We start from the raw sequence: 12,735 nt of genomic DNA, 5'->3' as shown, positions 1-12,735 counted from the left end.
GATTGCCCTCGAATCCTTTTTCGAGGGCTGTCTTGTTAGGTTAAGGGGGAGCAATCAATGTCTAAGTTATGGGGCGGCCGTTTTACGAAAGAAACGAATAAACTAGTTGAGGAATTTACAGCCTCAATTACATTTGATCAAAAGCTAGCTAAGGAGGATATTGCAGGAAGTCTTGCCCATGTGCAAATGCTGGGTGAGTGCGGTATTATTCCAATGGAGGATGCTATAAAGATTAAGGACGGACTACTCTCCATCAAGAAAATGGTCGACGATAACGCGGTAGAGTTTTTAGTTGAAGATGAAGATATCCATATGAATATTGAAAAGTTATTAATAGAAAAAATTGGTCCGGTGGGAGGAAAGCTCCATACAGGGAGAAGCCGTAATGATCAGGTGGCCACCGACATGCATCTATACTTAAGAACGAAAACAACTGAGCTTATTAAATTAATAGAAGATGTCCAACAGGCATTAATTGAGCAGGCGAAAGAGAATGTCCAAACGTTAATTCCTGGGTATACTCACCTGCAGCGTGCCCAGCCTGTATCCTTTGCCCATCATTTAATGGCATATTTTTGGATGTTTGAACGTGATAAAGAGAGATTGATTGATAGTTTAAAGCGTATCAATTGGTTACCTCTTGGTTCAGGGGCATTGGCAGGAACGACGTTTCCGATCAATCGTGAACGTGTCGCGGAACTGTTGGGGTTTGAAACGGTTTATCCTAATAGTATGGATGCTGTCAGTGATCGCGACTTTATCCTTGAGTTTTTATCGATTGGTTCAATAATCATGACTCATATTTCCAGATTATCCGAAGAGCTTGTCATTTGGTCGAGCCAGGAGTTTCAGTTCGTCGAGTTGGATGATTCATTTTGCACAGGTTCAAGTATTATGCCGCAAAAGAAAAATCCAGACGTACCTGAGCTGCTACGTGGAAAAACCGGACGGACATATGGTAATTTAATCGGACTGCTCACCGTTCTTAAAGGTCTGCCACTCGCGTATAACAAGGATTTACAGGAAGATAAGGAAGGTATGTTTGATACGGTTGAAACGCTTGAAGGTTCCTTAATGTTATTAGCACCGATGATTGAAACGATGACAGTAAATAAAGACGTGATGCGTAAGGCCATTAACAATGACTTTTCTAATGCCACAGATATTGCTGATTACTTAGTAAGAAAAGGTCTGCCTTTCCGTGATGCGCATGAAGTTATCGGAAAAATTGTTTTATATGCTATTCAGTCTAACAAATTTTTGCTAGATTTGAGCTTCGAAGAATATCAGGGCTTTAGTCCATTATTTGAGGAAGATATTTATGTTGTATTAGCTCCTGAGCATGTTGTTGGTGTCCGAAATAGCTTTGGGGGAACAGCTCCAGAGCAAGTGGAAAAGCAAATCAAGCTTGCTGAGGGAAAACTAGAGCAATAAAAATAATTTTTTAAAAGCCTGCCATTTGGTGGGCTTTTAGTTTTTAAAATTTGTATTAAATAGTAAAATATTAGATAATTTACCCATGGGAATTTTAACTAATGACAGGAGGAAAAAATGATGAAAATTCGTGTGTCTGCCGTCCAGTACCAACTACATACCATTCAATCCTTCGAGGAATTTACCTCACAATGTGAGCACTACATAAAAACTGCTGAGGAATTTGGGGCAGAGTTTGTCTTATTTCCAGAGTTCTTTACAACTCAATTACTTTCAATAGGTAATGGTCATGGCAAGAGCCTGACAATTAATGACCTGCCAAGTTATACCCAACAATATCTAGAACTATTTTCAAATTTTGCACAAAAAAAGAACTTACATATTATTGCGGGAACACATGTGATTGAAAGGGATGGCAAGCTGTATAATACAGCACATTTATTTTATCCAGATGGAAGAATTGGTGAGCAGGCCAAACTCCATATTACACCGACTGAAGTAAATGAATGGAATATGGCACCTGGGGACTCATTTCAGATATTTGAAACAGAAAAAGGGAAAATCGCCCTCCTTACTTGTTATGATATTGAATTTCCAGAAATTGTACGTATGGCAAAGGCCAAAGGTGCCGATGTGATTTTCTGTCCATCATGCACAGATGACCGTCATGGTTTTCATCGTGTTCGTTATACCAGCCATGCTCGTGCAGTTGAAAACCAAGTATATGTGGTCCTAACGGGAACTGTCGGTTCACTGCCGACTGTTGATTTTATGCGCGCTAATTTTGGCCAGGCGGCAATCATTACTCCTAACGATATACCATTTCCACCAAAAGGAATCTTGGTGGAAGGGGAAATCAATAATGACATGATTGTGACGGCTGACCTAGATATAAACTTGTTATATGAAGTAAGAGAACGTGGTTCCGTTACAACCTGGCGTGATCGAAGAACGGATCTTTACACAGATTGGGAAAAATAAACTGAAGGGCTGGGTATAGAATGTATCGAAGTGAATTTTACGTCTATGACCAAGAGCGGCCTTTGTCAGTTATCATTCGAAATTATTCAAATGTGGATTTTGACGATCTTATCAAGATTCAATCCGAGTGCTTCCCACCTCCTTTTCCTTCAGAATTATGGTGGAATAAAGAGCAATTAACAAACCATGTGTACATGTTTCCAGAAGGTGCATTGTGTGTTGAAGTAGATGGTGAATTAGCTGGGTCAATTACCGGCTTAACTATCGACTTCGATCCTAGCGATAAAAACCATTCGTGGGAAGAAATCACTGACCATGGATATATACGGAACAATAATCCAAATAGGAATACCTTGTATATTGTTGATATCAGTGTTCGTCCGAAGTACCGCAAACTAGGGCTTGGTAAATTGATGATGCAGTCTATGTACCATGTTGTGATAGAAAAAGAGTTATATCGATTACTTGGCGGGGGCAGAATGCCAGGATATCATAAAAAAGCTGATATCATGACACCAGGACAATATTTAGATGCAACAATTAAAGGGGAAGTTCAAGATCCTGTTATCACTTTCTTGCTGCATTGTGGTCGTGTGCCAATAGGGATTATTGAAAATTATCTCGAGGATGATGAATCCTGCAATTATGCTGCATTAATGGAATGGAAAAACCCTTTTAGATGAGTGAGAGGAATGAATCATAATGGAATATATTAGAATAACCAGTATAGCAGACCCTAATTTTAAAAAGCTTCATAACTTAATGGGAGAAATTTTTCCTCCAGAAGAAGTATTAGAATATGAGCTATGGAAAGAGCCATTAGAAGATCCGAGTATTCGCGTGTTTGTTGCTGTCGATGGAGACGAAGTCACAGGAGCAACTGAATATCGTTATTATCCGGATTGGAATATTGCTATGACAGATTTTACAATCATCAGTAAACCAGGCTTAAGCCTTGGCCGTTTTTTAGCGCATAACCGTTTAAAGGATTTACAACAATTAGCTAAAGAAAATGGTAACGAGCTATTCGGGATGTTTGCAGAAATATACGATCCGTACCGGGTTGAACAACACGAATTTGGTGGAGTAAAGGTTATGGATCCATATGTCCGACGTGAAGTTCTCTCCCATTTGGGTTATAAACGCATTGATTTTTCATATGTTCATCCTTCCTGGAAAAACAATGGGGAAGCTGTAGCAGGTCTAGATTTATGTTTCATGCCAATTCAAGATGAAGGACTTAATTCACTACCAGCAAACCTGGTAAAGGATTTTCTGACGACATACTATTCAATTCTTACAAATAAGCCGAAGGATTGGCTCGAAATGATAGATCGACTGGGGAAAAAGGAATTTGTCTCCCTATTACCACTTTAATAAAAAGAAATTTCAAATAATATTGACAACTATCTTGGAATCAACTAGAATTCTCTTTATAACTTGGAAATTTAATGAAAAACTAACTAAATAAAACTCTTATCCAGAGCGGCGGAGGGACTAGGCCCGATGAAGCCCGGCAACCATCAAGGTAATTCTTGAAAAGGTGCTAATTCCTGCAGGTTATTTTTAACCTGACAGATAAGAGGAGGAAATCTACCCTCTTCTTATGAAGAGGGTTTTTCTTATTTATATGATATTAAAAGAAACAACCTATTGGTCATGTCTAATATTATTTAAGGGGTGGAAAGCATGTCTGTCATTAAAGTGGCAATTCTAGGCTTTGGTACAGTGGGTGAAGGGGTATATAAAACAATACAATCCCACGCTGATGAACTAACTAATGTTTTAGGAAGAAAAGTAGAAGTAGCTGCAGTGCTAATAAAAAATAAACAAAAAACAAGAGACATAAGTGAAGATGTTTTAATAACTACAGATTTTGCCGAAATTCTTAAACTACCTCAACTGGATGTTGTTGTCGAAGCAATAGTCGACAAAGAACAACCCTTTACTTTTTTAAAACAAGCTATACAAAGTGGTTGCCACATAATCACAGCAAATAAAGAGATGTTTGCACATCACGGTAATGAGCTGCTCAAGCTAGCAGAGAGTCATAAAGTTTCAGTCGGTTTCGAAGCAACAGTTGCGGGAGGAATTCCAGTTATTCAAACCCTTAGGCAGCTATTAAATGTTAACCGTGTTCGTACCGTACAAGGCATTCTTAACGGGACATCAAATTTCATTCTTACTGAAATGCGGGAGAAAAAACAGTCCTTTGTTGCTGCGCTTAGTTTAGCACAAGGGAAGGGGTATGCTGAAGCGGATCCAACCAACGATGTGGAGGGGTTTGATGCTTTTTATAAAACAATAATTCTCAGCAGAATAGCTTTTGGTATAGAACCAAATTGGCAGGATGTTGAACGGGAAGGAATTACTTCGATCACAAGTGAATTAATCGAATCAACTGAAAAGCTAGGGTTAAGGTTTAAACATATTGCAAGTATTAATAAGATAGGTGATCAAATTAATGCAACGGTTAGACCGGTTCTTGTTGGAAAGTCGCATCCTTTTTATTCCGTTGAAGGGGTAGAAAATGCGGTAAATATTCATTCTGATATCGTTGGTAGTATTACTTTGCAAGGACCTGGAGCTGGGATGTATCCAACTGCTAGTGCTGTTATCGAAGATTTGGTCTATGTCTGTCAAAATCGGCCTTCAAATAAGAATTTCAAAGAAACAATTGCATTATGTGATGGAGAGAAAAAAGAGGATGTAGAAGGCTTATGGTTAATTCAAGGTCTCTCAAAAAATTATAAAAACCCTTTGATTACATGGATTACTCAAGCTATTGATGAGACAGCCATTATCCGGGCAACAAAGGAAGAAATTGAACGTTTAATTAATGACCAGCAGCCAAGGTGTTACTTTCAAATAATAGGTGAGTATGAAACAGAGAACAAAATTAGTGAGGTAACCTTAGCTGCCCTTTAAGTTAAAGGAATGTAGCGAGCAAGCGGTTATTCCCGAAAGAGCATTTAGGTGCTCTTTTTTTATGAAGAATTACTACTCACTTATGTGTATGGTATTTATTAATATCTATAAAAATATTAAACAAAACATCCTTTAACTGGGGATAAGTTTAGTCAAAATTAAATGGTATTCATATTGTGTAAAAGCTTGACCAAATGGATTTTTTTAAAAAAAGAAAATGAAGAGGTGCATCATGTTAGGGAATAGCTTAAATGGACGTTTATTAACGAATCTGAATAATACATTCACCTATGAGTTTTGGGTAATGCCTGAAAGCGTTCATCGTATCGATAAACAAACACGTGATAGGCCCGCAGATGTAAATGGAAAAAATTATATCATAGGACCTGGACATGGAGTGTCCGATAATGATGCTGGGGTTAGTGTTTCAGTTGGATTAAATGGGATAACGGTCTATGAACATACTAAGAAAAATATCTATGCAGTGTTAGTCTATGAAGCTATTATTAATCAGCTCATTCATGTTGCTGTTGTCTATGATGATAGAGAGCCCCAGCTATTCATTAATGGGAAGTTTGTAAAAAAAGGTGAACGAAGCCCTAAATCATTTGTATACCCATCGGGGATGATTGGGGGGCAACCTGGTCTTTTCTTTAATGGAGATATCAACGAGATTAGGCTTTGGAATCACTGCCGGACAGAACAAAATCTTAATAATTATTTGAATAAAAAGCTCACTGGAAGTGAAGCAGAGCTATATGGTGTTTGGCCAACTCCACCTGTAAATGAACTAGAAACAAAAAAGGCAAATGCAAAAACCAAAACCCGCAAAATAAAAAAGCGTCCTTCTGCTAAAGAGCGACAAAATGAAATCCCCCTAGTAAGTAAGAACGAAGATATTGAAGTCAGTATTATTATTCCTTCCCTCAATAAATATCCACTCAATCTATTTACTCTCTATTCATTGGAATACCAAACATTCAATCCTTCAAAAATGGAAGTTATCTTTATAGATGATGCTTCAACAGACCAAACGGAAGAAAAGGTAAAGGGCTATAAGCCTCCGTATCATTTTAAATTTATACGTAATAAAAAGAATCTTGGAAGAGCTAAGGTTCGAAATTTAGGCATTCGTTCTGCAAGAGGAAGCATTCTTATTTTTCTAGATGCAGAAATGATTACAGAACCCGATTTTGTTGAAAGACATCATAAGCTCCACCAATCAAATAGTAAGCTTATTATATCAGGTGCAATGCATTCAAGAGTTATCCACTCATGTATCTTTCCTGAATTTACTCAAAAGAAGATAAACAAAATCTCAACTATATCTAAAAATAACCAGGAGATTTATTCGAGGATTAAAGACTTTAAATATCCAAGTAAAGAACCGTATCAGTTGTTAGAAAAAAAAGATATTGAAAAGAAAGTATTTAAGAATTTAGGTGTTGAAGTATACCCATGGTTCCAACAGATAACCCGCAATTTTCCTGCTGATTTAGAAGGGTTTGCGTTTCCATGGATGGCTTTTCTAACAGGGAATGTGTCCATTCGTAAAGAGTTTATTATTGAGGCGGGATTGTTCGATGAAGACTTTGTCAAGTACGGTTACGAAGATTGGGAAATAGGTTATCGTTTATATAAAATGGGCGCCAAATATATTGTTAGAAACGATTTGATCACGTACCATCAAGAACATCCTGTTGGAGAAAGTAAATGGAATGAGGCAATTAACAATCTGGGACTGTTTTTGAAAAAGCATCATGACATCGATGTTCTAATTCTTGGAATAGAGATATCAGGTCTAGCAGATTTATTAACGATGAATAAGGTATTAAGCGAATATAAGTTACTCGTTCAATCCCATCCAGAGCGATTTCTAAAATTCCAAGAAAAATTCATTTGCATCCTTGAAACAATCCTCCTTATACTTCAAATCGACATCCGTCACATAAATATCTTAGGAGCTGCAGGCTTTAGCTCTGACGACAGAAAAGAACTTCAAGAAGATATTAATTCAATCAAAGGTCTAAACAAGTTTACAAAATTAACTTCCCTTTTAGAAAAGATCAAGATCTCTTAAAAAAATTCTCCAAGGTAAAGGAGTGAAAGTGTGGTTTCCATTATTACATGTACAATAAGAGAAGAAAATATCAAAAATGTTTTCAAAAATTATAAACAGCAATCCTGGAAGGATAAAGAACTGATTATTATCTTAAATAAGGATTCTATGAATATTGATAGATGGATCAAAAAGGCAAGGAAATATCGTAATGTCCAGATTTATCAGCTACACGAAAAAGCAACCTTAGGTGACTGCTTAAATTTTGGGATTATGAAAGCAAGTCATGATATTATTGCAAAATTTGATGACGATGATTATTACGGGCCTGACTACATTAAAAGTTCGATGGATGCTTTTAAAAATAAAGATATTTCTATTATCGGAAAAAGTTCTTTATATATTTATTTTAAAAATAAAAAGGCGCTGATCCATGTATCAGGTAGTGAGAATTCAATCACAGACACTGTTGCTGGAGCGACATTAATATTTAGAAAAGACGTGTTCCAACAAGTTCAATTTGAAAAAGTAAATCGAGCGGAGGATTACTTTTTCATTGATCAATGTAAAGAGAAGGGCTTTAATGTCTATTCAACTGAACGTTTTCATTTTGCAGTCATCAGACATGATACCGAAAAACATACATGGAAGATTGCTGATAAGGATCTTATGGAATGGGGAGAATTAATCACCTATACAGAAGATTTTCAATCACTAGTCTCAAAAAAAGCCGCGATTTGAGGATCGAGCAGTGGCTTGATTTTCCCCCTTTATCATATAAAAAAGAAGCAGGCTGGCCTGCTTCTTCTTTTTGGCCTAAATCATTTATTTCTTTTCGTGTTTACACGTTGATTAGCAGCATTGGCACGTGCGAGTGCCTCAAGATCTGCATGGTCTGCAAATTCTGCAGAATATTCAACGTCATTCCCATCAGTTATTTTTAGGTTCTTAGGTGTTTGTGGAAGTGAGCTTTTGTTACTATTACCAGTTCCATTATGCATACGACCCATTACTAAAAACCCCTTTCATTGTTAACTTTCAGGAGCCGAATTGCTCCCTTTAATATCATTTACAATTAGAAAGGTAACCATGAATGGAAAATACTTCACCAGAGCCATTTGGCCGTAACTGTGGTCTAACTAGAGTCTGGTTTTTTTGTCGTGGTATCCGCCTGCACGGTCCGCCATTTTAAATTCCCTTTGATAAGATACTTCCTGCATACTGGTTAATGAGTATTTGCCTCGATCCTTATCTTTTTTCTTTTTTTCCGCCATTTTGCTCATTCCTTTCAACATTTTTTAGTTAATCGTCATCAAGCTATGTGGTAAAAAATTAAAAGCACGTTATGTACTTATTTCCATTTTTACCTTTTAAGAAAGGAATGATACTATTTTTTAAGAAAATATATTTTTCAATGCCAAATGTAAATCGGAATACTTAAATTGATAGCCGTTTTCTAAAAGCTTATTCGGTAATACCCTTTGTCCATCAACCACCAATGTACTCATTTCACCAAGCAGCAGACGAAGTGCAAAACTTGGGACCGGAAGCCAGTGGGGGCGGTTTAATACTCGTGCAAGTGTTTTTCCAAACTCAGTCATCGTTACCGGTTGCGGTGCAGTGAAATTGATGGGTCCATCCATTTTTTCATTTTCGATAATAAAGGATATCCCTTGGACCACATCCTCAATGTGAATCCATGACATCCACTGACGTCCATTTCCAATGGGACCACCGATAAATGATTTATAAGGGATAGCCATTTTTTGAAGAGCCCCTTGGTGTTTATCAAGGATGATTCCGAACCTGCAAAAGACAGTACGTATCCCTAATTGGCTGGCTTTTCCAGCTACGATTTCCCATTGCTTAACTGTATCGGCCAAGAAATCATTCCCAAAGCCATGGTTATCTTTTTCAGTAAAAATTTTATCAAAGGATGTTCCATAAATCCCAATTGCACTTGCATTGATCAGTGCCTTTGGTTTGGTGTCTAATTTATTTATAATGGCTAGCAGTGCATGAACAGACTCTAAGCGACTGTTTAGGATCTTTTCTTTTCTTTTTACCGTCCAACGGCCACTATTAATCGATTCGCCTGCAAGGTTGATAAAAATATCAGTATCTTGGAGTTCATGAATGGGGCTTGAACTATCACTTAGCCACTCGACGTATCGAATTCCATTAGTACGATTTGTCTCAATCGATTTTCTTGATAAAATAATTATCTCATGATTGTTTTTCAACAGGTGTTTGGTAAGTGCTTGCCCTACAAAGCCTGTTCCGCCTGCAATCGTTATTTTCATTTTTTCCGCCCCCTTTTACGTTTAATCTTACAATAGATAATGAGGAATATGGTAAAGTATTGATGAGGTGAATAACGTGGCCATTATAACAAAGATCACCACACAACAGAAAACACAGGATCGATTTAATATTTTTATGGATTACGGTAAGGGTAAGGGTGAGGAATTTGCCTTTAGTGTCGACAGTGATGTTCTAATCAAATTTCAATTAAAGAAAGGAATGGAGCTTGATGATTTTTCCTTTGTGGAAATTCAGTATCAAGACGACATTCGCAAAGCATACAACAAAGCCATCCATTACTTAGCTAGAAGAATGAGATCGGAAAAAGAAATAAAAGATTATCTTGTATTAAAGGAAATAGATGAACCTGTCATCAATGAAATTCTTCATAGATTAACTGCACAGAAATACATAAATGACGAGGAATTCGCGTTGGCCTATGTACGAACCCAAGCGAATACCACTGATAAAGGTCCTAATGTAATTAAAATGGAATTAAAGGAAAAGGGAATAGTAGAGGGAATTCTCAACCATGCACTGAAGGAATATCCTCTCGAGCGACAGATTGAAAAAGCCACCAAAATAAGCTCAAAGTTTTACGAAAAGAATACAAAGGAATCATTAAAAATTCAAAAACAGAAACTTGAGAATCTGCTCCTTAGAAAAGGTTATCCATATGAAGTCATTAATATTGCTGTTAATGATGTCGGGATGAACAACGAGATGGATGAGGAAATGGAGGCAATCAGATTCCAAGGTGAGAAGGTCCATCGAAAATTTAGTAAATACAGTGGCTTTGAATATGAACAAAAGATGAAACAAGCATTATATCGAAAAGGGTTCCCGATCGAGCTCATCGAAACATACTTATCAGAAAGTAAAAAATCATGACAAAAGCATCATGATTTTTTACTTTCGATAATAATGGAATCTTGATCCATTTGTTCGATAATCATTTCGGCAACTTCCCTTGGTGAGCGGAAACGGGAAGTATCTTTGACATGGTCACTATTATCCCAAAATGGTGTGTCCATACCGCCCATATACACCGCGTTAAATTTAATCCCTCTCCCTTCGTATTCTTTCTGCAGACTCTCTGTAAAGCCTCTAATTGCAAATTTACTGGCCACATAAACCGATTCATTCACTTTTCCACGCAAGCCTGCTGTTGAAATAATATTCAAAATACGACCTTCCGAAGTCTTTAGCAGTTGAGGTAAAATTGCTTTGGTCATTAAAATAGTCCCTGAAACATTTGTGTTGATCATTTCAGTAATGTGATGTTCATTCATTTCCACAAATGGACCGAAATGACCAACTCCAGCATTATTAACTAATCCGTATATATTATAGGTATGACTAATTTCTTCAGCTTTTTTCGAAACATCTTTCGCATTTCCAATATCAATAGGGAGGATATCAGCACTTCCTCCATTTGTTTCAATTTCTGTTTTTGTAGTTGTTAATTTATCAAAGTTCCGCCCTGTTAACAAAAGGTGATAGCCTTTTTGCGAAAAGAGATGCGCTAATTCTTTTCCTAAACCAGAGCCTGCCCCAGTAATAATGATCGTTTTCATTTTAAAATCTCCTTTGTATATTAGTTCATCCTTTATTTATTATATTATAATATACTAAAATGAGGTTATAAGGGGAGTGAATTCAAATGCAACAGGAGAAACGCTACAGTACCATGTCAGAACATGAATTAAGACAAGAAATTGGCATGCTCCAAGAACAAGCCAGAAAAGCAGAACAAATGGGAATGGTCAGTGAGTTTGCCGTGCTCGAACGAAAGGTTCAAATGGCGAGAGCATACCTGATTGACCCTCATTCGTTTAAACCTGGAGAAATTTATGAAATAGACGGGGACCCAGGACAATATTTTAAAATTGATTATATGAATGGTGTGTTTGCTTGGGGTTATCGACTTGCAGGAGAGGGAAAAGAAGAAGCGTTGCCAATCTCATTATTGAATCAGCCAAAAAAATAATTGGACAAACCAGAGAATAAGACCTCTGGCTTGTCTTGTTTTTACAGATCGGAAGGTTTATTTATAAACCTGTGGCGACTCATCATCGCGCTCACCTGAAGCACGCATCCGCTCTTGTGGATGGGTATTAATCGTGCCATCTGCTCTTTTTGAAGCATATTCTGCTTTTGCTCTTGGCTCTCCCTCGAACTTGTTATTATTTTGATTTGGGAAATTCGTTGCTTTATTTCTCATGCTGGACCTCCATTAATGGAATGAGAACACGTGAAAAGCAAAGCATTCTCAATGCTTACCACGTAAAGATAGTATCTGCTTTTTTAAAATAGGTTATGTTAAAAGAAATTGGCAATGAGGTGGATAAATGAACGATTATCATGAAAGATTGACAAAACTGCTTTTAGCTAAAAACGATCAACTCTCCTATAATCAGGCACGAACCTGGGTTGAACTTCTTTGGGATGATTTTGAAACCACTTATGCAAAAGCAGGCAGGGAATATATGGGCAGTGAAGTAGCAGAAAGAATTGTCAAGCAATGGATAGAAAACTACGGTGATAAACTGCATGAATTTGCAGCAACAAACCCAAAATACAAGGATTATTTAAATCAGGATAAAAATAGCGTAAACTAAAAAAGCGAGTGACAAAGTCACCGCAGATTGTTGAGAAAGGATATTTTTCTCGGCAATTTTTTATTTTGTCTAAACTAAATTACTGATTTTTTATGAGTTGATTGTCTTTGAAATGGTCTGTTGATTTCCGCTCCGGGCACCCGCTTTCCGCGGGGAGGTCCGGGAGCCTCCTCGGCGCTTTGGCGCCTGCGGGGTCTCCCGTAACCTCTCTATCCCGCAAGAGTCGAGTGCCCTCCGCTCTAATCAACAAGGAGGTAAATCAACCTAAAGCATTGCAACATACTTCTTCTAGCCGTACTTGTTTTGAAATCTTTTTTATTTTGGCAGGTCGCAGAATAACCCCTTCTTATTGACTTCGCCAGTGATTTTTTAACGAGAATAGGCTTTATAACCCCTTCTTATCGACCT

General features: G+C 37.3%; 15 protein-coding genes and 1 riboswitch. Of the genes, 10 read left to right on the top strand and 5 right to left on the bottom strand.

Annotated features, from left to right (window positions below; translation table 11 throughout):
- Positions 1 to 57 precede the first annotated feature (57 nt).
- The 7 genes from argH to COE25_RS00145 all read left to right on the top strand — a co-directional run bounded on the left by argH (position 58) and on the right by COE25_RS00145 (position 8,143).
- Positions 58 to 1,434 carry an argininosuccinate lyase gene (gene argH / locus COE25_RS00175; protein ID WP_088085851.1) on the top strand — a complete coding sequence of 459 codons (1,377 nt, stop codon included), beginning with the start codon at positions 58 to 60 and terminating at the stop codon, positions 1,432 to 1,434.
- A gap of 120 nt (positions 1,435 to 1,554) precedes the next feature.
- The gene (locus COE25_RS00170) at positions 1,555 to 2,415 is read left to right on the top strand and encodes a carbon-nitrogen hydrolase family protein (protein WP_098929968.1); all 861 of its coding nucleotides are present in this window, start codon (positions 1,555 to 1,557) and stop codon (positions 2,413 to 2,415) included.
- A gap of 20 nt (positions 2,416 to 2,435) precedes the next feature.
- On the top strand, positions 2,436 to 3,098 hold the full coding sequence (locus COE25_RS00165) for a GNAT family N-acetyltransferase (protein ID WP_098929965.1): 663 nt from the start codon (positions 2,436 to 2,438) through the stop codon (positions 3,096 to 3,098).
- A 19-nt stretch (positions 3,099 to 3,117) separates the two neighbouring features.
- Positions 3,118 to 3,792 (top strand): GNAT family acetyltransferase, encoded by a 675-nt coding sequence (locus COE25_RS00160; protein ID WP_098929963.1) that lies wholly within the window; start codon positions 3,118 to 3,120, stop codon positions 3,790 to 3,792.
- Positions 3,793 to 3,888: 96 nt separating this feature from the next.
- Positions 3,889 to 4,000, top strand: a riboswitch (SAM riboswitch).
- A gap of 104 nt (positions 4,001 to 4,104) precedes the next feature.
- A complete protein-coding gene (locus COE25_RS00155; RefSeq protein ID WP_257208664.1) occupies positions 4,105 to 5,343 on the top strand; it encodes a homoserine dehydrogenase in 1,239 nt (412 codons plus the stop codon).
- A gap of 232 nt (positions 5,344 to 5,575) precedes the next feature.
- A complete protein-coding gene (locus COE25_RS00150) occupies positions 5,576 to 7,423 on the top strand; it encodes a glycosyltransferase (RefSeq protein ID WP_180247382.1) in 1,848 nt (615 codons plus the stop codon).
- Between the two features lie 30 nt (positions 7,424 to 7,453).
- The gene (locus COE25_RS00145; RefSeq protein WP_098929959.1) at positions 7,454 to 8,143 is read left to right on the top strand and encodes a glycosyltransferase family 2 protein; all 690 of its coding nucleotides are present in this window, start codon (positions 7,454 to 7,456) and stop codon (positions 8,141 to 8,143) included.
- An 80-nt stretch (positions 8,144 to 8,223) separates the two neighbouring features.
- On the opposite strand, the gene COE25_RS00140 is transcribed toward COE25_RS00145, so the two are convergent.
- From COE25_RS00140 to COE25_RS00130, 3 genes are all read right to left on the bottom strand, one after another.
- The gene (locus COE25_RS00140) at positions 8,224 to 8,412 is read right to left on the bottom strand and encodes a YfhD family protein (RefSeq protein ID WP_098929957.1); all 189 of its coding nucleotides are present in this window, start codon (positions 8,410 to 8,412) and stop codon (positions 8,224 to 8,226) included.
- Positions 8,413 to 8,541: 129 nt separating this feature from the next.
- The gene (locus COE25_RS00135) at positions 8,542 to 8,676 is read right to left on the bottom strand and encodes a YfhE family protein (protein ID WP_082797355.1); all 135 of its coding nucleotides are present in this window, start codon (positions 8,674 to 8,676) and stop codon (positions 8,542 to 8,544) included.
- Between the two features lie 120 nt (positions 8,677 to 8,796).
- Complete coding sequence (locus tag COE25_RS00130) at positions 8,797 to 9,705, bottom strand: TIGR01777 family oxidoreductase (protein WP_098929955.1); 909 nt, start codon at positions 9,703 to 9,705, stop codon at positions 8,797 to 8,799.
- A gap of 76 nt (positions 9,706 to 9,781) precedes the next feature.
- Here COE25_RS00130 and recX point away from each other — a divergent pair, with 76 nt between their 5' ends.
- A complete protein-coding gene (gene recX, locus COE25_RS00125) occupies positions 9,782 to 10,597 on the top strand; it encodes a recombination regulator RecX (protein ID WP_098929953.1) in 816 nt (271 codons plus the stop codon).
- An 8-nt stretch (positions 10,598 to 10,605) separates the two neighbouring features.
- Here recX and COE25_RS00120 read toward each other — a convergent pair whose 3' ends face one another.
- Positions 10,606 to 11,283, bottom strand: a complete 678-nt coding sequence (locus tag COE25_RS00120) for an SDR family NAD(P)-dependent oxidoreductase (protein WP_098929950.1) — start codon at positions 11,281 to 11,283, stop codon at positions 10,606 to 10,608.
- 86 nt (positions 11,284 to 11,369) lie between these two features.
- Between COE25_RS00120 and COE25_RS00115 the strand changes: the two genes are divergently transcribed.
- Positions 11,370 to 11,696: a YfhH family protein gene (locus COE25_RS00115; RefSeq protein WP_088085861.1), complete on the top strand. Its 327-nt coding sequence runs from the start codon at positions 11,370 to 11,372 to the stop codon at positions 11,694 to 11,696.
- A gap of 57 nt (positions 11,697 to 11,753) precedes the next feature.
- On the opposite strand, the gene COE25_RS00110 is transcribed toward COE25_RS00115, so the two are convergent.
- On the bottom strand, positions 11,754 to 11,930 hold the full coding sequence (locus COE25_RS00110) for a small, acid-soluble spore protein K (protein ID WP_088085862.1): 177 nt from the start codon (positions 11,928 to 11,930) through the stop codon (positions 11,754 to 11,756).
- 127 nt (positions 11,931 to 12,057) lie between these two features.
- Here COE25_RS00110 and COE25_RS00105 point away from each other — a divergent pair, with 127 nt between their 5' ends.
- Positions 12,058 to 12,327: a YfhJ family protein gene (locus COE25_RS00105; protein WP_088085863.1), complete on the top strand. Its 270-nt coding sequence runs from the start codon at positions 12,058 to 12,060 to the stop codon at positions 12,325 to 12,327.
- Positions 12,328 to 12,735: the final 408 nt, after the last annotated feature.

This window comes from Bacillus sp. AFS031507 (assembly GCF_002584635.1).
Classification (GTDB): domain Bacteria; phylum Bacillota; class Bacilli; order Bacillales; family Cytobacillaceae; genus Neobacillus.
Note: the sequence above shows the minus strand (reverse complement) of the source record. Positions and strands in the feature narration are given on the sequence as shown.

Excerpts from the sequence above, each read along its gene's own strand:
- COE25_RS00155 (WP_257208664.1), top strand. The coding sequence starts at position 4,105 with ATGTCTGTCATTAAAGTGGCAATTCTAGGCTTTGGTACAGTGGGTGAA.
- COE25_RS00105 (WP_088085863.1), top strand. The coding sequence starts at position 12,058 with ATGAACGATTATCATGAAAGATTGACAAAACTGCTTTTAGCTAAAAAC.
- COE25_RS00120 (WP_098929950.1), bottom strand. The coding sequence starts at position 11,283 with ATGAAAACGATCATTATTACTGGGGCAGGCTCTGGTTTAGGAAAAGAA.
- COE25_RS00130 (WP_098929955.1), bottom strand. The coding sequence starts at position 9,705 with ATGAAAATAACGATTGCAGGCGGAACAGGCTTTGTAGGGCAAGCACTT.
- COE25_RS00140 (WP_098929957.1), bottom strand. The coding sequence starts at position 8,412 with ATGGGTCGTATGCATAATGGAACTGGTAATAGTAACAAAAGCTCACTT.
- COE25_RS00150 (WP_180247382.1), top strand. The coding sequence starts at position 5,576 with ATGTTAGGGAATAGCTTAAATGGACGTTTATTAACGAATCTGAATAAT.
- COE25_RS00110 (WP_088085862.1), bottom strand. The coding sequence starts at position 11,930 with ATGAGAAATAAAGCAACGAATTTCCCAAATCAAAATAATAACAAGTTC.
- argH (WP_088085851.1), top strand. The coding sequence starts at position 58 with ATGTCTAAGTTATGGGGCGGCCGTTTTACGAAAGAAACGAATAAACTA.
- COE25_RS00160 (WP_098929963.1), top strand. The coding sequence starts at position 3,118 with ATGGAATATATTAGAATAACCAGTATAGCAGACCCTAATTTTAAAAAG.
- COE25_RS00170 (WP_098929968.1), top strand. The coding sequence starts at position 1,555 with ATGAAAATTCGTGTGTCTGCCGTCCAGTACCAACTACATACCATTCAA.
- COE25_RS00115 (WP_088085861.1), top strand. The coding sequence starts at position 11,370 with ATGCAACAGGAGAAACGCTACAGTACCATGTCAGAACATGAATTAAGA.
- COE25_RS00165 (WP_098929965.1), top strand. The coding sequence starts at position 2,436 with ATGTATCGAAGTGAATTTTACGTCTATGACCAAGAGCGGCCTTTGTCA.
- COE25_RS00135 (WP_082797355.1), bottom strand. The coding sequence starts at position 8,676 with ATGGCGGAAAAAAAGAAAAAAGATAAGGATCGAGGCAAATACTCATTA.